The 19175-nt window shown below is 44.5% G+C and carries 18 protein-coding genes; all 18 read left to right on the top strand.

Annotated features, from left to right (window positions below; all coding sequences use genetic code 11):
- The first annotated feature begins 8 nt into the window (after positions 1–8).
- The 18 genes from A3IK_RS0105695 (at position 9) to A3IK_RS0105785 (ending at position 18880) form a co-directional block, all read left to right on the top strand.
- Positions 9–965, top strand: a complete 957-nt coding sequence (locus A3IK_RS0105695; RefSeq protein WP_020559012.1) for a hypothetical protein — start codon at positions 9–11, stop codon at positions 963–965.
- Between the two features lie 114 nt (positions 966–1079).
- A complete protein-coding gene (locus tag A3IK_RS0105700) occupies positions 1080–1703 on the top strand; it encodes a hypothetical protein (protein ID WP_020559013.1) in 624 nt (207 codons plus the stop codon).
- Complete coding sequence (locus A3IK_RS0105705) at positions 1700–1927, top strand: hypothetical protein (protein WP_020559014.1); 228 nt, start codon at positions 1700–1702, stop codon at positions 1925–1927. Before A3IK_RS0105700 ends, A3IK_RS0105705 begins: the two co-directional genes overlap by 4 nt.
- A gap of 2 nt (positions 1928–1929) precedes the next feature.
- Positions 1930–2184, top strand: coding sequence for a hypothetical protein (locus tag A3IK_RS0105710; protein WP_162596617.1), 255 nt, complete (start codon positions 1930–1932; stop codon positions 2182–2184).
- Positions 2181–2519, top strand: a complete 339-nt coding sequence (locus A3IK_RS21690) for a helix-turn-helix transcriptional regulator (RefSeq protein WP_020559016.1) — start codon at positions 2181–2183, stop codon at positions 2517–2519. Before A3IK_RS0105710 ends, A3IK_RS21690 begins: the two co-directional genes overlap by 4 nt.
- Positions 2516–2701: a hypothetical protein gene (locus A3IK_RS0105720; protein WP_020559017.1), complete on the top strand. Its 186-nt coding sequence runs from the start codon at positions 2516–2518 to the stop codon at positions 2699–2701. Before A3IK_RS21690 ends, A3IK_RS0105720 begins: the two co-directional genes overlap by 4 nt.
- Positions 2694–4553, top strand: a complete 1860-nt coding sequence (locus A3IK_RS18680; protein ID WP_020559018.1) for a replication endonuclease — start codon at positions 2694–2696, stop codon at positions 4551–4553. The genes A3IK_RS0105720 and A3IK_RS18680 overlap by 8 nt, the downstream gene beginning before the upstream one ends.
- A gap of 2 nt (positions 4554–4555) precedes the next feature.
- On the top strand, positions 4556–5908 hold the full coding sequence (locus A3IK_RS0105730) for a hypothetical protein (protein ID WP_020559019.1): 1353 nt from the start codon (positions 4556–4558) through the stop codon (positions 5906–5908).
- Entirely contained in the window at positions 5909–6100 is a 192-nt protein-coding gene (locus A3IK_RS0105735; protein WP_020559020.1) for a hypothetical protein, read from the top strand. It begins immediately after the preceding gene.
- A gap of 432 nt (positions 6101–6532) precedes the next feature.
- Complete coding sequence (locus tag A3IK_RS0105740; protein ID WP_020559021.1) at positions 6533–7765, top strand: tyrosine-type recombinase/integrase; 1233 nt, start codon at positions 6533–6535, stop codon at positions 7763–7765.
- 59 nt (positions 7766–7824) lie between these two features.
- The gene (locus tag A3IK_RS20215) at positions 7825–8412 is read left to right on the top strand and encodes a ProQ/FINO family protein (protein ID WP_110690321.1); all 588 of its coding nucleotides are present in this window, start codon (positions 7825–7827) and stop codon (positions 8410–8412) included.
- Between the two features lie 176 nt (positions 8413–8588).
- Positions 8589–11507, top strand: a complete 2919-nt coding sequence (locus A3IK_RS0105750; RefSeq protein ID WP_020559023.1) for a leucine-rich repeat domain-containing protein — start codon at positions 8589–8591, stop codon at positions 11505–11507.
- 483 nt (positions 11508–11990) lie between these two features.
- Positions 11991–12200, top strand: a complete 210-nt coding sequence (locus tag A3IK_RS0105760) for a helix-turn-helix transcriptional regulator (RefSeq protein WP_020559025.1) — start codon at positions 11991–11993, stop codon at positions 12198–12200.
- 61 nt (positions 12201–12261) lie between these two features.
- Positions 12262–13176 carry a replication protein gene (locus A3IK_RS0105765; RefSeq protein WP_020559026.1) on the top strand — a complete coding sequence of 305 codons (915 nt, stop codon included), beginning with the start codon at positions 12262–12264 and terminating at the stop codon, positions 13174–13176.
- A 2-nt stretch (positions 13177–13178) separates the two neighbouring features.
- A complete protein-coding gene (locus tag A3IK_RS0105770) occupies positions 13179–14531 on the top strand; it encodes a hypothetical protein (protein WP_020559027.1) in 1353 nt (450 codons plus the stop codon).
- On the top strand, positions 14532–14723 hold the full coding sequence (locus tag A3IK_RS0105775; RefSeq protein WP_020559028.1) for a hypothetical protein: 192 nt from the start codon (positions 14532–14534) through the stop codon (positions 14721–14723).
- Between the two features lie 166 nt (positions 14724–14889).
- Positions 14890–15945 carry a TIR domain-containing protein gene (locus A3IK_RS21695; protein WP_020559029.1) on the top strand — a complete coding sequence of 352 codons (1056 nt, stop codon included), beginning with the start codon at positions 14890–14892 and terminating at the stop codon, positions 15943–15945.
- A 103-nt stretch (positions 15946–16048) separates the two neighbouring features.
- Positions 16049–18880: a leucine-rich repeat domain-containing protein gene (locus A3IK_RS0105785; protein ID WP_020559030.1), complete on the top strand. Its 2832-nt coding sequence runs from the start codon at positions 16049–16051 to the stop codon at positions 18878–18880.
- The last annotated feature ends 295 nt before the right edge of the window (positions 18881–19175 follow it).

Here is a 19175-nt window from a genome sequence, read left to right on the forward strand (position 1 = left end):
CTTTTAGTATGGATATTGCCACGCAAATAAGCAAGGCACATAACTACTTATTATCTCACCTATCCTCCAAGTCGTTAAGCCTGTTTAACCAACTCACTAGAACACATCAGCTCTATATCACCAGTCTTTTAGTAGGTAGAGATATTGATGCATTTCCTAGTGATGTATCTATGGAATATACCCTTCAGGATGATATTAAGGCTTGTTTAGAGCATATAGAAACAGAGTTCAGTAAGATTATTACTGAGCCAGCTACTAAAGAAGCTTGGGAAAACTGGTTGCTTTTAAAAAACAATGTTAGCGAGGTCTTGAAAGTTAAAGAGCTTGCTAGATTAGTATTTTTCCCTTATGAACCTTACGCTATTGATAGCCCAAGACTAGGTATGGAGCAGACCTTTGCTAATGTTTTAAGTGGCTTCTGGATTAATGATGGATTATTAAAGCCTTATCTCTATCCGTGGCAAACGTCAATAAAAAATGTTTTATTTGGTAGAGAAAATATTAAAAATTATCAACTCAAAACACCTGAAGAAAGCCGAGTACTTTATGCAGAGCTGCCTATAAATAAAAAAATACATACTCTTGTTAGATTTGACGATTTAATATCTACTGGTAAGCAAATAAAAATATCAGGAAAGACACATCTCCATCCGTTAGATGTTGCTAATGTATGGGGCAGTTACCTGCCTAATCCTATAATCACTCTAGAAAGACCAGTTCAAGAATCTAGCATCCAAGGCAATCTAGACCGGCAATTGGAGCTTATAAAGTCTGAATTGTTGGAACGTGTCCATCAGGAAGATTTAAACATCATGAGATTGCCTTGGGGGTTTAAGGCTAGTTTTAGACAGTGGTTTTGTAGTCACTATCCCATATCTCAAGACGTATTTAATAAAAGGTGGCAAACCTTGCTAGATGAAGGGTTTTTGGATAGTAGTTTTAAGCCTAATCAATCAAAAAAGTAAAATATCCTATATTCTCCCATATTCTCCTATATTGCATCTCCCATATTTGCCTCGGTACAAATAAAAAAGCCACCTGCTGGGGTGGCTCAAAAAATCAAAATCTAGGCCAATCATATGCTGATCATTCAAAAAATACAACCAATCAAGGCTCAATACCTCAATTTTATTGAATTGAGTGAAAGCACCTCACCACGGTATCATGTACTTGTGCCTATTGAGTTAGGCATGAATGCAGAATTTGCAAACTCCTATCATCTAAAGGGCGACCATAACCGCCAACACGCAGGCGGTGGTTATAAGCCTGTAAGCTACCTACAACACGGCGTTATGTCGGGTGAGCGTAGACTACAACACGGCTTAGACCGAAATACACGCAGCGTTTCCTTTGGAGCGTTAGGAGCACCTGACAATTTCTGGTTTATCCTAGAACTTACCAAAGTGAATACGACCATGAACGCCTTAAGCGCTTGTGCTAGCACGGCTATAGCCTCCCCTCATCCTCTCCATTATATTGAAAATCCCCACGGCATTATTGCCTACCAAGACGGTTTACCCATTGCGTGGATTATCGCAGGCTACCATCAGGGGCAAATTAATAACAAACCGCATACTTGCCGTTTTGTCGATGCTGCTTACCGTCGCGCCACTTATCACGGTGTCAACCTAGAAACCTTTGAATCTGACAGCGTAGCAGCCGCTAAGCAAACCCTAGAACATCTCTTTGGGGGTGCAGCATGAACCCAAATACCTACCTCAATGCTTTGGGTGAATTGATTACCCCTGAACATTTTGAATCCATTGACTCAGGATATTTCTACCTAAACGGGCAAAAACAGCCTTGTGAGCGTTACCTAATCAATAACGAAGGCGACGGAGAAACGATATGGCTTGCTGATATTGCAGGCCATGACTGCCTAGTAGAAGTCTGTGAAGGCGAAGAATTTGAGGAGGTGGCAGCATGATCATGATTGACCGTCACCTTGTCAATGAAATCACTGGCATTAAGCAGGAAATCGACCTTCTACAAGCACAAGTTCAGTTGATTCATGACCATCTACGCTTAAGTTGCGTGTGTGAAATCAATGCGGGTGTCAAGGTTACGCAAGAAGTAGCTAACCGCCTTTGGAATGCCTTTGAAAAACTAGAAAACATCGAGAGCCATTTAGTTGATGAAGACCTAACGCAATGGGAAAAACAACATAGCGGGGTGGCAGCATGAGCCTATTACCTCCTCGCAAAAAGCAAACCATCAAAGCCCCCACCCTAGCCGCACTCAATCCGGCTCCCTTGCCTCCTGCTCCTATGGTACCAAGTCCAATAGTGACCGACCCGATAGAAAAAATGCTAAGGCTAGATGATGTCATCGCCATGACCGGAATTAGTAAAAGCCTCATCTATCAGCTCATGGCTGAGGGACAATTCCCGAAAGCGATCAAATTAACGCCTAAGCTGAGTGTCTGGCGACAAGCCGACGTGCAAGCCTTCCTGAAACTCAAAATTCAACAGGCCATAAAAGCTGGAGCCTATCAGCCGTTTCAAGGAGCCACCGCATGAACACACCGACTCCTACCCCTGCCAACTTTGACCAACGTCTACAACGAGTCAAAGATGAAATAGAAAAACGCATTGCTCAAAAGCACCCTGAAAACCCCTACGCCATGCGTGCAAGGTTATGGGTGAACTGGCTGACCAAAAACGTACAAGATGAGATACAAGGCGAGGTGCATCATGCTTAATCACCTCCCCTTTAACCATCACCCTGAGGATGCCGCATGGATTGCCACACAACTAGCGGCCTTGCCTCCCCTTACCCATGAGGTGCTCACTCAACGCTATGAGCAGACCTTTAGCAATACCACGGTTAGAGCTTCTGAAGGCAGACGCGAGGCAAACCTTAGCCTCTTAGCCGCAGCCGACACCCTTAAGCGGGTGAAGCCGCACAGTTGCCGCAATGTCTCACTCTCTGATGAGGCCATAAAACTCAAGGCCGAGCGTCTTAGCCTCTTGGCTAGGCGTTCCATTCGTGCCGTAGGTAAAGGTGAAGATAGTCAAAGCCAAGCCTACCAAGTCGCTTGTGAACTCTTAGAGAATCAAGGCTTGCCCATCGGTACACAAAACCCCAGCGGCCTGATTGCCAGAGTACAAGATGAACAGTTTTGGCGTAGACGCTTGACCGTGACCCAAGATCGTGAAGAAGAGCACTTCATGATTGCCAGTCACGCGGTCGGACGTGGTATAGCGGCCTATCTCTCTAATCCATTGCATACCCGCATCACGAACCGGATTCGTAATAGCTATCAAGCGATGGAGCGCCTAGAGGCCGTGTGCGAAGAAACCGGCGAACGCCTCGATATGCTGAACATACTCAAGGGTTCGTTAGCGAACCCCGAAGTCCGTCGGGCTGAACTCATGGTGAGAATGCGCGGCTATGAAAACTACGCCAAGTCACAAGGTCATGTGGCGGTATTCTATACCCTCACCTGCCCCTCTAAATACCACGCGCAAACACTCAGCACCGGCGGCAAAGCGATTCCAAACCCTAGCTATAACGGCACGACTCCCCGCCAAGCTCAAGCCTATCTCACAAAACTATGGGCAAAGATTCGCGCTAGCTTTAAATACTACGAGCTAAGTGTGTACGGTTTTCGCATTGCAGAACCACATCACGACGGCACACCGCACTGGCATTTAGTGCTCTTTATGCCCAAAAATGACCGCTATGAAGTCACCCGCCTGATGCGTGAATACGCACTGATGGAAGACGGCAACGAGAAAGGCGCGTTTAAATACCGCTTTCAAGCCGTCAAGATCGACACCAACAAAGGCAGTGCGACCGGCTATATTGCCAAGTATGTTTCAAAAAATATTGACGGTTTTGGACTGGATGAAGATTTTGAAAGTGGCAAGGCCGCCAATGAATCAGCCTCCCGTGTACGGGCTTGGGCGAGCCTATGGGGTATCCGTCAATTTCAGCAAATTGGCGGTGCGCCTGTCGGTGTATGGCGTGAACTACGTCGCATCAAAGACGAGGCCGACCTTGAACATGACCTACTCAAAGCAGCCTATCAAGCCGCTGACCGTGGTGATTGGGAACGCTACCTAGTCACTCAAGGCGGAGCCTGTGTGTTACGCAAAGACCAACCGCTCAAACTCTATACCCTATCCCGCATTGATAAAAGCACGGGTGAAATCCTCACCAATAAATATGGTGAAGTGGTGGCAAGGGTAAAAGGCATTAGCCTCTTCCAAAACCCCACCATTAAAACCCGTGTGTATACATGGCGCATTGAATTAAAAGCCGATGCGCTGACCTTTCATGATGTGCTCAAAGGCGCTGAGATTACCTATAAGTCAGACCTTAGCCAGACCGTGCAAGCTAGCTCTCAAGCTAGCACGGATTCCGCTCTTTCTTCTTTTTCTTCATTGGGTAGCTCTGCTACCCCTTGGAGTACTGGAAATAACTGTAGAAACACTGATTGGGAACAAGAAAACCTCTACGAAGCAAGGCAAGAACGAGCGGCAATCTGGCTCTATAACCTCGATTGTGAAGAATCAGCACGAAACACTAGCCAAAGCAAGGAGGATTAAACATGGATAACTTACTGGTTTTAGCCTTCCTAGCGATGGTAGGTGGTCTAGTCTGGCTACATCTCAACAAACACAATCCCCAAAAACTCAACTCAGTACGCCACAAAACCAAAGGGCTAGGCGGCCTCTATGTGGTTGAAAAGGTGCTGTTACTAGCCGCCGGTTTAATGGGTAGCCTATTTGCCTATGGTATTTTCTCACCCATTTGGGAACCTTTGGGCTATCTAGTGGGTGCCATGGTCATTGCCTTCAACTTCTCCGAAGGATTCTTGATTCGCCTCACCATTGCCGCGTGGCGCTATGGTTTTCGTTTAGTCGGTAGCATTGCCGCTATTGGTGTGCTTATGATCATGTGGTATTCGCTAACAGCGGGTGCCAGTGTCATAGAAACCTTTTTAGGCAAGAACCAAGACTTACAGCTAGCCGCACAATATAAAATTGCAGCGAGTCGAGATACGATTGAAGCCGCCAAAGCGGGAATATTAACGGCTCAATTAAAAGCACGAGAAGCCGATCATTATGGTTATTTAAATAATCCCGACATAGCCAAAGCACAAGCCAATGCCGCCACCATTTCAGCCCAAGAAAACCAACGCATTGCACAGGTACTCGAAAACAAAGCACCGGAATTTAAAGCGGCTTTTGGAATGTCACGCGATGCTGTCGCCTTTCTGGTTGCCTTGGCTTTAGAGTTTAGTATTTTAGGCGTGGTGATATTTACCGAGCTATTTGGTAAACCTACCCCTCTTCCGGCATTAGTCCGCTTTGCCAATAAATCATTCGATTGGAATATAAACCCACATCATTTAAATAACCTCAGTATTGAAAAAAGCCCAGCACCTGAAACCGTGGCCTTACCGTATTCAATGCCTCAAGTCGGCTTTGCGGGTTATTCTGCCTATGCCTCCCAACCTTCACGGGAAGGTATATCCACCGTCCCTAGCGAGGTGCCCCTAGCGTCCCGTGACGCTTCCCCAGCATCTCACCATACCGTCTCAGACCGTCTCACCGCACCGTCTCCAGTGTACGCGGTCGGTGAGACGCTAGCCGCTACGGGCGACACCAAACTAGCCCCGAAACCCGCACAAGAGCGTGTATTTAATCAATGGCTAGAATTAATTAAACAAGGTGATATATCCCCAACGGTCAGACCTGCTAAAACCCTGATTATAGAAAATCAATTAACGGTAGGCGTGAAATTAGCCGAAAGTTTAGCGAGTGATTGGCTAGATAGAGCTTATAACTTAGGCGTATTAGCATTGAATCCTGATTATACCAATGGCAGACCTAAATATATCTTAGCCCGTCAATATAAAGCGAGTAGGGTTGAATTAACTAAAAGAGAGGTGGCTTAAATGCACTTTGATAATAACGTTCAAACCATTCGACTTAATATCAGCGATGACCAAGCGTTACAAATTCGAGAAAGGGAGTTACAGCGTAGTGGGGTATTTAAGGTGAATGTTAGCCGTATTCATTCGGCCTTGATTGAGATTGAAATTATCAGCCGTCCGATAATTGACGTTACCCCAAAACATTTAAATTAATCCCTGTGCTCAGGTTAACCCAACAGGGCAATATTGCCCTGTTAGGGAAAACTAACACCTTTAAAATATAAAAAACTAAGTATTTGATATTAAAGAATAAATTAATATTTTTGTGTGTAAGACAGTGTGTATAAAAAAATATATACTATTTATTTAAAATAAAATCATATTGTTATATATATAATTTAATTCTCTTCACCGCTCCATCAATTAATTCTTTATCGTCCTATATCGTTCTAAATCATTAAAAAATAAGCCTTTTATCCTAATCCTATCGTCCGTTTACGTTCCAACAAGCACTACTAGAGTCTGAATTTTCGTGTAGTAATTTGTGTAGTAACTTTGCTAGATTAAGTCTAATTTTAAAGTCGCGTGTAGTACGACGTGTAGTAACTCCCTACAACCCTCATTAGATAAGGCTGTAAGATTCCCATGAACCCCGTTGAGCCTAAGCACAATGCCTCCACAGAACTAGAGGCACGTCATGCTAAACCCCAAGATAAAATCTACCGTTTAACCTATGGTGATGGTTTGCAATTAGAGATTAGACCTAAAGGTACTAAATATTGGATACATCGCTATCGCAACCCACTGACTAAAAAGCTAACGGTCTACACGATTGGTGAATTTAAGGATAATAAAGCTCCCCCTCACACCACCTTATTGCAAGCTAGAACGGTGCTTTATGAGGTTAAAGGCTTGATCCAGCGAGGTATTGATCCAAATACACAAAAGCAACGCGCCAAAATACAAGCGGAGCATGAAACCTTTAGAGATATAGCCTTTGAGTGGTACAACGCTCAACTAAACCGCTGGTCTAGCACTAATACTAATCAAGTATTACGATGTTTAGAGAGTGACATACTCCCTTATATTGGTGTTCGCCCTATTGCGGAACTAGAAGCAATGGACTTCTTACAGGTAATCCGACGCACTGAAGGTAGAGGGGCATTAGATAAAGCTCGTAAAGTTAAGCAGCGTCTAGGTGCCGTAATGCGCTATGCCGTAGCTACCGGACGCGCTAAATTTAATCCTGTACCTGATTTAAGTATTGCTATGATTGCCAAACCTAAGGAGACACATTTTAACGCACTTACGCTTAAAGACTTACCTAGCTTTCTGCACGATCTAGGCAAATACCGCTCTGAAGTCATGCGTCGTGCGGTACAGTTTGCTCTATTAACCTTTGCTCGTACGGGTTCAATACGTAGTGCGGAATGGGTAGAGATTGATTGGGACAATCGCGTATGGAATATTCCGGCGCATCATATGAAAATGGGAGAAGCTCATATCATCCCACTCTCTGATCAAGCCCTACAGCTCTTAAGAGAGTTGCAGCCATTTACAAGTGATTCACATTTAATTTTTTACACCACAAGCCGAGACAAAGAGCTTAGCCCGAATGCTTTGCTGAGTGTACTACGGCACATGGGCTGGCAAGATCGGACTACTATTCACGGTTTCCGTGCTTTGGCTTCTAGTGCGTTGCATGATGCGGGTTTTGAGCCTCATATTATTGAAAAACAATTAGCCCATGCAGAACGTAACAAGGTAGCAGGTGCTTATCGCTATATGGCTGAGTACCTGCCAGAACGTATTAAAATGATGCAGTGGTGGGGTGATTTTCTAGATAGTGCTAATGCTAAGCCGACTAAAACCCCGTAGACTAGCCAAAGATACAACACGCTACCTAGCGAAAATCTTGCACTGATGCGAGTACCTACATGACAGACCAACCCAAGAAAACACTTAAGATTATTAGGAAAGTGGTTCCTACCCCTACCACACCAATAGAACCTACCGAACCCGACCAGTTAACACCCGAACAGCCGATTCAGCGCACGGGTAAGCGGGTATTGACTAAGGACAAGTTACAGGAGGTCAAACCGGAAAAGGGCACCGATTTTTATCGAGCGAGGAAGCTACCCAAACCCAAGCCAACGGATAAAGACGCTAAGTCCGTGGCTAAGCCTGCTAGACCCAAGCCACCGAAAAAGAAAGTTAAGCCCCCCTCTGATATACGCGCCAAAGAGCTAGACGCTAGCCTCAATGGGTTTGCGATGTGGCGTGAACGTAAACCCTTGGCCTTGAACTTTGAGCGGCAAGTGTTTCAGCATGTGGGTAAGCATCATTTGAGTGCTTCAAAGCGGGTGGTGATGAAGCTCTTAGAGTGGCACACGGCTAACCGCTTCTATCTGCAAGCGGTCAGTGAAGGCGGTAAGCGTTTTAATCTGGATGGTAGCGAGGCTGATACGATCCAAGACTATGAGATCAGCCACGCACTTAATAAGCTGGCTAAGCGTAAGAAGTGAACTGGTTAATGAGCTAAACAAATGGATTTAAACGAGGGGATAGTAGTGCTTTACTCACTCAGGGTGAGCCTTTGAGAGAGGAGTTTGAGACTAAATCAATAGTAGCTCACTGATTTACTTGCTCACGCTCCTTACTTTAAAATCTGTCTATCCGCGCCCTTAACCCTAGGTCTATTATGCCCACTCCCCTAGAGATTGCTTTAGAACGTATTGAAGCTTGCCGTCAAACCAAAGCCCCTCGTTTGGACTTGAGAAATCTACTACTGGATGAAATACCACCTAGTGTGTTTGAGCTGGTTTGGCTGGAGGAATTAGACCTTTCCACTCAACCGGGGAAATTTGATGGGCTACATGGGCTTATCAAGACTATTCCTCCAGAAATTGCTCAATTAACTAAGCTCTTACGTTTAAATGTAGAAAGACAAAGTTTGAGTGATTTAAGTCCTCTGCAATCACTCCATCAGTTACAATCACTCGATTGCAGTTGGAATCAGATCACCGACTTAAGCCCTCTGCATTCACTCCTCCAGTTACAATCACTCGGTTGCTGGAACAATCAGATCACCGACTTAAGCCCTCTGCATTCACTCCTCCAGTTACAAAAACTCGGTTGCTGGAACAATCAGATCACCGACTTAAGTCCTCTGCATTCACTCCACCAGTTACAATCACTCAATTGCGGTGACAATAAGATCACCGACTTAAGCCCTCTGCAATCACTTCAGCAGTTACAATCACTCGCTTGTGGTGGCAATAAGATCACCGACTTAAGCCCTCTGCAATCACTTCAGCAGTTACAATCACTCTCTTGCCGCCGTAATCCTGAAAACATTTGGAAGCAGATCACTGACTTAAGCCCTCTGCAATCACTCCTCCAGTTAAAATGGCTTGATTGCAGTGGCAATCAGATCACCGACTTAAGCCCTCTGCATTCACTTCAGCAGTTACAATCACTCCATTGCCGTTCCAATAAGATCACCGACTTAAGCCCTCTGCATTCACTCCTCCAGTTAAAATGGCTTGATTGCCGTGACAATCAGATCACCGACTTCAGTCCTTTTGTTGAAACCCTGTTGTCTCGTCAATTCGAGCACCTAGGCTTAGCCAATAACCCCATTGCTTCTATTCCCTCTGTGCTATTAGGAGACATCTACGACGACTGTTATGAAAGCTTGCGTCATTACTACCTAGCCCTTAAACAAGGCTTTGAATGGCGGCGTCAACTCAAGATTCAATTCATCGGCAATGGTCGCGTTGGCAAAACTAGCTTAGCCTATGCCCTCAAACATCAAAAAGCTGCACCTCCCCATATGGAATCCACGCATGGGATTACCATTGAAACCTGCTGCCTCTCCTCTGAGAGTAACGAGCCTATCACTTGGCAGCTTTGGGACTTTGGTGGGCAAGAAATTTATCATGCTACTCACCGCCTCTTTTTAAGTGATGATTGTTTATATCTCTTAGTGTGGGCAGAGGAAACCGAAGCGCAACCCACAGAAATAAATCATCCTGTGAGTTATTGGCTAGAGGCTATTCATGATCTAGCACCCAATAGTCCGGTCATTCTAGTCAAAAATCAGATAGATCGCTCAGACAAGCACCCTAGCGCTGACCCTGCTGATTTCAGTGCTACCATGCTAGGGGCTAAGCAAATTCGCCAAGCCGCTAAAACCTCTGCAATACAGTATAAAAATATTAAGAGCTTAAGAGTGATGATTGAGGAAGTGGTTGAAGAACTCAAAGGGCGAGTCTGTCTCCAATTACCCCGCTCATGGCTAGCCGTTGAAGAGGCGATTAATCAATACAAACTTACCCACAAAACTCTGAGCTTTGACCACTTTACCACGCTGTGCCAACAGCATCAGATTGATTATGCCGAGTGGTTTGCAGACTACCTGCATAAGACGGGGGTTATGTTTTATCGAAAAGGTGCGTTTCAAGATCAAATTATTTTAGATCAAAACTGGATTATCGAGGCAGTGTATAAAGTCTTTGATAGTAAGGCTCCCTATCGGAAACGGTTAATCAAGAAAGGGGGAAGATTCTCAGGTTTTGAAAGTCAATTGATTTGGCAAAACACCGATGAAACTGAGCGCGAAATTTATATTAACTTCATGCGCGATTGTCATATTTGCTATGAAGCAAACCGTTATTGGAATATTCCCTTTGCCGAGCGTGAATACATTATTCCTGCCTTTTTGCCTGAAAAAAATCCGACTGAAAAATTATGGGGCAATATCTCTACGGACTGGCACTATAAGGTTCACTACCCTTTCTTGCACCGTAGCATTATTGAACGCTTGATTATTCGTTTGGGCGAAACTTATAAAGACAATGCTCGGCCGTGGCGAGACGGCATTTATTGTGAGACAGAATGGGGACAAGTGTCCTTAGTGTGTCATATTCCTGATAAAACCCAATCGAATCAAGGCTATTTACAGTTTAGTCTACGCGGCACACATCAGGAGGGCTTGCTATATGCTTTGCGTCAATTGGTAAACGAAATTAGCCCACATCATCGTTATGCGGAATCATTACAACGAGGACAAGAGGAGGCTCAAGATTTGCCTGAATTTAAGAAAGAGGAAAGCTTTACCTCACGCCTTGACAAACCTGTCGAAAAGCCAGCCGTTCAAGTATTTATTTCATACTCAAAAGAGGATAAAGAGCATCGTTTAGAACTAGAAAAACGCCTTAAAAATATTAGTCGCCAATTTAAGGTTAAAGCATGGGGTGATGAGCAACTGCTAGCAGGTGGACTAACTGATAAGGATATTAAAGCAGAACTGAGCAAAGCCGATCTGATCTTGTTGTTAATCAGTTCTGATTTTTTTGATAATGATGATTGCTATGACATTGAGCTACCGCTGGCACTAAAGCGTTATCAGGCTAAAAAAGCCATCGTGATTCCTATCATTGTGCGGAATACTCCTAATTGGCAGGAGCAAGCGGCTGGTGATTTTAAGTTAGGCCAGATTACCCCTTTACCTAAGGATGGTTTACCCTTAAAACAGTGGCCTGATAAGGACGACTTTTGGGCTGATGTACACACAGGCATTACAGCACGCATAAAACATTTACTAGCTGAGGGTTAATGTCATACGTGCCTTAGTCCCTCTTGCTACGTTCGCCTAAGTATATTATCGTTCGCCTATGACCTATTGAGTTAGGTCTATCCGGCAAGACCGGAACTCTTAGCACACAAGGCGGCAAGCACCGCTCCCACCTCACAGGCGGTTTTTTTATGTCTGTATTACGGCGGAATTATCGCCGGATGCGTAGGGCATACAACACCGCACAGGCGGGAATAACTACAGCGTTTCCTTGTGAACGTTAAGAGCATCCGGCAACTTTGCCCACTCTTAAAATTTAGTCACAAGGTATAGCAATATGACCGCACGTAGTACTATGGGCAATAGTGCCCTCATTCTTTTGGCGTTAACTAGCCTCCCCTTTTCTGATACCTCACACAGCCTCATCAATCCGTATCCTGACACTCTCTATAGACTTCACCCCATAACCTTTGATGCTAGCCGTAGCAAACCAGCCCCCCTCACACTAGTACAAGGGGGTCTGTGATGACTCTAAGTGTAAAAGGCATTGATCCGCTGCTACGCCTAAAAGAGGTGATGTACTGTACAGGACTCAGCAAGACCACGATCTACCGTCTGATTAGTGATGGCCGCTTTCCCAGACAACTAAAGCTCTCTCAGAAAGTGAGCGCCTGGAAGCAATCTGACATACAGGCCTTCATTGACGGCAAATATTCTAATCAGGAGGGAGTGTGATGATAAACGACCACTACCCTGCACAGCCCCTAAAGCGCTTATTCATGCCGGAGGCCGCCCTATGAGCCTAGCCCATGAACTAATTGATGCTGCCCTAGCCGCTGATTTAAGCAAGAATGAGCTTAAAACCTTCTTGGTGCTCTTTCGTCAAACCATCTGCTTTGGTAAAACCTCCGATGCTTTGACCCTAAAGCGTATTGTTAAACTATCAGGTACTCGTAAAGACCGAGTCAAACCCACGCTAAAACGTCTAGTCGAGGTGGGTCTATTTGAGGCGACCCCGCACAAAATCTATGAGTACACCTATACCATAGCGGCGCATTTTCTAGCACACGCCGATCTGGACTTAATAACACCTCCCTCTCCGAAAAACGGAAAAGACCTCCGAAATTCGGACGGAAAAACGTCTGAAACTCGGATACATACAGTTATACCTACTACAGATAAAACCTCAACAGCTACAACCGAGCGCGAGCAACCCACTAAAACCGCAACACTCACTCCCCCTACCATAACCGAGGATTGTTGTTGTAATTGTAATAGTGATTTTGTGGATGAATTACCCTATCCAAGCACTTGGGATAGCACCCAACGCCACCAAGCGGCTCAGATACTCGATGGCCTCAGCCCGCAACAAGCCCATGATTGCCTATTACTGCTAGCCCATAGCCTCAATAAGGGCAAGATAAACAATATCATGGGGTATCTACGCACCCTAACCCAAGCAGCAAGACGTAATACCCTAGACCGTCGTGCGCTGTGTGCCCTAAAAGCAAATAACACACCAAGAGCGAGTTTGAGCGTTCCTAGTGTGACTCCTCCTACCCCACAACGTTTAAACGCCATAAAAGCAGAAATCAGCAGCTTAGATACACTATTCACTCGTGCAGGTATCCCTATGGATAGCGCTACTGCTGCTAAACGAGCGAGCTATGTAGCTGAATACAATACACTTAAACAAGAGTTAGGAGGTTAATCATGGATAACTTACTGGTTTTCGCCTTCCTAGCGATGGTAGGTGGTCTAGTCTGGCTACATCTCAACAAACACAACCCCCAAAAACTCAACTCAGTACGCCACAAAACCAAAGGACTAGGCGGCCTCTATGTGGTTGAAAAGGTGCTGTTACTAGCCGCCGGTTTAATGGGTAGCCTGTTTGCCTATGGTATTTTCTCACCCATTTGGGAACCTTTGGGCTACCTAGTGGGTGCAATGGTCATTGCCTTTAACTTCTCCGAAGGGTTCTTGATTCGCCTCACCATTGCCGCGTGGCGCTATGGCTTTCGTTTAGTCGGTAGCATTGCCGCTATTGGGGTGCTCATGATCATGTGGTATTCGCTGACAGCGGGTGCCAGTGTCATAGAAACCTTTTTAGGTAAGAACCAAGACTTACAGCTAGCCGCACAATATAAAATTGCAGCGAGTCGAGATACGATTGAAGCCGCCAAAGCCGGAATATTAACGGCTCAATTAAAAGCACGAGAAGCCGATCACTATGGTTATTTGAATAATCCCGACATAGCCAAAGCACAAGCCAATGCTGCCACTATTTCAGCCCAAGAAAACCAACGCATTGCACAGGTACTCGAAAACAAAGCACCAGAGTTTAAAGCCGCGTTTGGAATGTCACGCGATGCCGTCGCTTTTTTAGTTGCCTTAGCTTTAGAGTTTAGTATTTTAGGCGTGGTGATATTTACCGAGCTATTTGGTAAACCTACCCCACTTCCGGCATTAGTCCGCTTTGCGAATAAATCATTCGATTGGAATATAAACCCACACCATTTAAATAATCTCAGTATTGAAAAAAGCCCAGCACCTGAAACCGTAGCCTTACCCTATTCAATGCCTCAAGTCGGTTTTGCGGGTATCACTGCCTATGCTTCCCAACCTTCACGGGAAGGTTTTTCCACCATCCCTAGCGAGGTGTCCCTAGCGTCCCGTGACGCTTCCCCAGCGTCTCACCATACCGTCTCAGACCGTCTCACCGCACCGTCTCCAGTGTACGCGGTCGGTGAGACGCTAGCCGATACAGGCGACACCAAACTAGCCCCGAAACCCGCACAAGAGCGCGTATTTAACCAATGGCTAGAATTAATTAAACAAGGTGATATATCTCCAACGGTTAGACCTGCTAAAACCCTGATTATAGAAAATCAATTAACGGTAGGGGTGAAATTAGCCGAAGGTTTAGCGAGTGATTGGCTAGATAGAGCTTATAACTTAGGCGTATTAGCATTGAATCCTGATTATACCAATGGCAGACCTAAATATATCTTAGCCAGTCAATATAAAGCGGATAGGGTTGAATTAACTAAAAGAGAGGCGGTTTAAATGCACTTTGATAATAGCGTTCAAACCATTCGACTTAATATCAGCGATGACCAAGCGCTACAAATTCGAGAAAGGGAGTTACAGCGTAGTGGGGTATTTAAGGTGAATGTTAACCGTATTCATTCGGCCTTGATTGAGATTGAAATTATCAGCCGTCCGATAATTGACATTACCCCAAAACGTTTAAATTAAAACACTTCACTCAGACCAACCCAACAGGGCAAGGGCAAGGGCAACCTTGCCTTTTTGACTCACTTCACTACCGACTAAACAACAAGTACTTTCAATGACTTCGCTTTTAATCATAATCGCTTTGTGTTAATTAATAGGCAAGACTACTTTATATAAGAACCCCACTATGCAACATACTATTTTAGTTTTGGCTGCTAACCCTGTTGACACTAGACGACTACGCCTTGATCAAGAAGTACGTGATATTCGTGAAGGCTTACAACGCTCACAACAACGCGATGGATTTAAACTGGAAGTACGTCATGCTTTACGTGCTGAAGATTTGTATCGTGCCCTATTAGAGGTTAAACCTACCATTGTGCATTTTTGTGGGCATGGGGAGGGGCTATTAGGTTTAATGTTAGAAGATCAAACAGGTAACGCTCAAGCTATTTCTAATGATGCGCTGGGGAAATTATTTGATTTGTTTAAGAGTCAGATTCAATGTGTGGTGCTCAATGCGTGTTACAGCACTGAACAAGCTAAGGTACTGACCCAATACATTCCGCATGTCATAGGGATGTCAATTGCTATCCCTGATAAGACAGCACTGCAATATGCCGTTGCTTTTTATGATGCGTTAGGTGCAGGTCAATCATTTGAGTTTGCGCATCAATTGGGGGTGACTGCTATTGGGCTGCAAGGGCTTAAAGGGGCAGACATTCCGGTATTGATGACTAATACCTCGCTCCTTGATAAGCCTGTCGAAAAATCAGCGATTCATGTCTTTATTTCGTACTCAAAAGAGGATAAAGAGCACCGCAAAGAACTGGAAAAACGCCTTAAAAATATTAGCCGCCAATTTAAGGTTACAGCATGGAGCGATGAGCAACTGCTAGCAGGTGGTCTAACCAAAGAGGATATTAAAGCAGAACTCACCAATGCCGATTTGATCTTGTTATTAATCAGCTCTAATTTCTTTAATGATGACGATTGCTATGAGACTGAGCTACCGCTGGCATTAAAGCGTTATCAGGCTCAACAAGCCATCGTGATTCCTATCATTGTACGGAATACTCCTGATTGGGAAGAGTACGGGATTGAAGGGTTTAAACTAGGCAAACTTACCCCTTTACCTAAGGATGGTTTACCTTTAAAGCAGTGGCCTGATAAGGATGAGTTTTGGGCTGATGTACAAACAGGTCTTAAAAAGCGGGTACAAAACCTATTAGCACCGGACTGATGCTATCCATGATTGCACCTAGGGGAGAGTGATTCGCTGATTTACTTGCTCACGCTCCTTACTTTAAAATCTGTCTATCCGCGCCCTTAACCCTAGGTCTATTATGCCCACTCCCCTAGAGATTGCTTTAGAACGTATTGAAGCTTGCCGTCAAACCAAAGCCCCTCGCTTGGACTTGAGTAATCTACTGTTATTAGATGAAATCCCGCCTAGTGTGTTTGAGCTGGTTTGGTTAGAGAAATTAGACCTTTCCATGTGGATATTAGGGGAAAAAGGACTTATCAAGACTATTCCTCCAGAAATTGCTCAATTAACTAAACTCTTACGTTTAAACGTAGAAAAACAAAGTTTGAGTGATTTAAGCCCTCTGCATTCACTCCATCAGTTACAATCACTCAATTGCAGTGGCAATCAGATCACCGACTTAAGCCCTCTGCATTCACTCCACCAGTTACAATCACTCCATTGCCATCACAATCAGATCACCGACTTAAGCCCTCTGCATTCACTCCTTCAGTTACAAGAACTCGACTGTGGTAGCAATCAGATCACCGACTTAAGCCCTCTGCATTCACTCCACCAGTTACAAATACTCATTTGCGACGGCAATAAGATCACCGACTTAAGCCCTCTGCATTCACTCCACCAGTTACAAGCACTCAACTGTGGTGACAATCAGATCACCGACTTAAGCCCTCTGCAATCACTCCTTCAGTTACAAGAACTCGACTGTGATAGCAATCAGATCACCGACTTAAGCCCTCTGCAATCACTCCAACAGTTACAAGTACTCGATTGCCGCTTCAATAAGATCACCGACTTAAGCCCTCTGCAATCACTCCAACAGTTACAAGTACTCGATTGCCGCTTCAATAAGATCACCGACTTAAGTCCTTTCGTTGAAACCCTGTTGTCTCATCGATTTAATCAACTACGCTTAGCCAATAACCCCATTGCCTCTATTCCCTCTGTGCTATTAGGACACTACTTCTACGGCTGTTATGAAAGCTTGCGTCATTACTACCTAGCCCTTAAACAAGGCTCGGAATGGCGGCGTCAACTCAAGATTCAATTCGTTGGCAATGGTCGCGTTGGCAAAACTAGCCTAGCCTATGCCCTAAAACATCAAAAAGCTGCACCTCCCCATATGGAATCCACGCATGGGATTACCATTGAAACCTGCTGCCTCTCCTCTGAAAATAACGAGCCTATCACTTGGCAACTTTGGGACTTTGGTGGGCAAGAAATCTACCATGCTACTCACCGCCTCTTTTTAAGTGACGATTGTCTATATCTCTTAGTGTGGGCAGAGGAAACCGAAGAGCAACCCACAGAAATAAATCACCCTGTGAGCTATTGGCTAGAGGCTATTCATGATCTAGCGCCCAATAGCCCCGTGATTCTAGTCAAAAATCAGATAGATCGCTCAGACAAGCACCTTAGTGCTTACCCTGCTGACTTCAACGCTGATATGCTAGGGGCTAAGCAAATTCGCCAAGCCGCTAAAATCTCCGCCTTACAGTATAAAAATATTAAGGGCTTAAAGGGGATGATTGACGATGTGATTGAAGAACTCAAAGGGCGAGTCTGTCTCCAATTACCCCGCTCATGGCTAGCCGTTGAAGAGGCGATTAATCGCTATAAACTCGCTCACCACAAAACTCTGAGCTTTGAAACATTTACCACGCTGTGTCAAGAGCATCAGATTGATTATGCCGAGTGGTTTGCAGACTACCTGCATAAGACAGGGGTTATATTTTATCGAGAAGGTGCGTTTCAAGATCAAATCATTTTAGATCAAAACTGGATTATCGAGGCTGTCTATAAAGTCTTTGATCGTAAGGCTCCCTATCGGGAACGGTTACTCAAGAAAGGGGGAAAATTCTCAGGTTTTGAAAGCCAGTTAATTTGGCAAAACACCTCCGAAGCTGAGCGCGAAATTTATATTAATTTCATGCGCAATTGTCATATTTGTTATGAAGCAAACCGCAAGTGGGATACTCCCTTTGCCAAGCGTGAATACATTATTCCAGCCTTTTTGCCTGAAAAAAATCCGACTGAGAAATTATGGGGCAATGACCCTAAGGATTGGCACTATAAGGTTCACTACCCCTTCTTGCACCGTAGCATTATCGAGCGCTTGATTATTCGTTTGGGCGAAACCTATAAAGAGAATGCTCAACCGTGGCGGGAGGGTATTTACTGTGAGACTGAATGGGGACAAGTGTCCTTAGTGTGTCATATTCCTGATAAAACCCAATCGAATCAAGGCTATTTACAGTTTAGTCTACGCGGGACACATCAGGAACAATTGCTATATGCTTTGCGTCAATTGGTAAACGAAATTAGCCCCCACCCTCGTTATGAAGAATCATTACAACGCGGGCAAGAGGCGGCTCAAGCTTTACCTGAATTTAAGAAAGAGGAAAACTTTACCTCACGCCTTGACCAACCTGTCGAAAAGCCAGCCATTCAAGTATTTATTTCGTACTCAAAAGAGGATAAAGAGCATCGTTTAGCACTAGAGAAACGCCTAAAAATTATTAGCCGCCAATTTAAGGTGAAGGCATGGACAGATGAGCAACTGCTAGCCGGTGGGCTAGTACATGAGGATATTAAAGCAGAACTCATCAAGGCTGATCTGATTTTGTTATTAATTAGCCCTGATTTTCTTGCTACGGATTATTGTTATGAGATTGAGCTACCGCTGGCACTAAAGCGTTATCAGGCTAAAGAAGCCATCGTGATTCCTATTATTGCGCGGGATACTCCTGATTGGGTAGAACACGGCATTAAGGGATTTCAGCTAGGGGATATTACCGCCTTACCTACTAAGGGCGAGCCTTTAAGAAAGGATTCTGATAAGGATGAGTTTTGGGCTGATGTACAAATAGGGATTAAAAAGCGAGTACAAAACCTATTAGCACCGGACTGATGCTATCCATAACTTGAGCTAGTACAAGCAAAACCATAATCTTACCCAACGCTTTGATAGACCTGTCGAAAACCAGCAATCAAACTTAGGTACTGAAACCTTTATCTCCCTCTTGCTCAATGGGTAAAGTGCAAACCTCATCTACTTTCAAAAAATAACTATCTTATGCTTGCGTGTAGTAGCAGTGTAGCAAATTATAATTACAAAGTTTTTATTATAAAATAATCAACAAGTTAATTTAAAAATATATTCCCTTCACCGTCTTATGTCTATAATAGTCCATATGCGTTCAGCA

The organism is Thiofilum flexile DSM 14609, assembly GCF_000380185.1.
Lineage (GTDB): Bacteria > Pseudomonadota > Gammaproteobacteria > Thiotrichales > Thiotrichaceae > Thiofilum > Thiofilum flexile.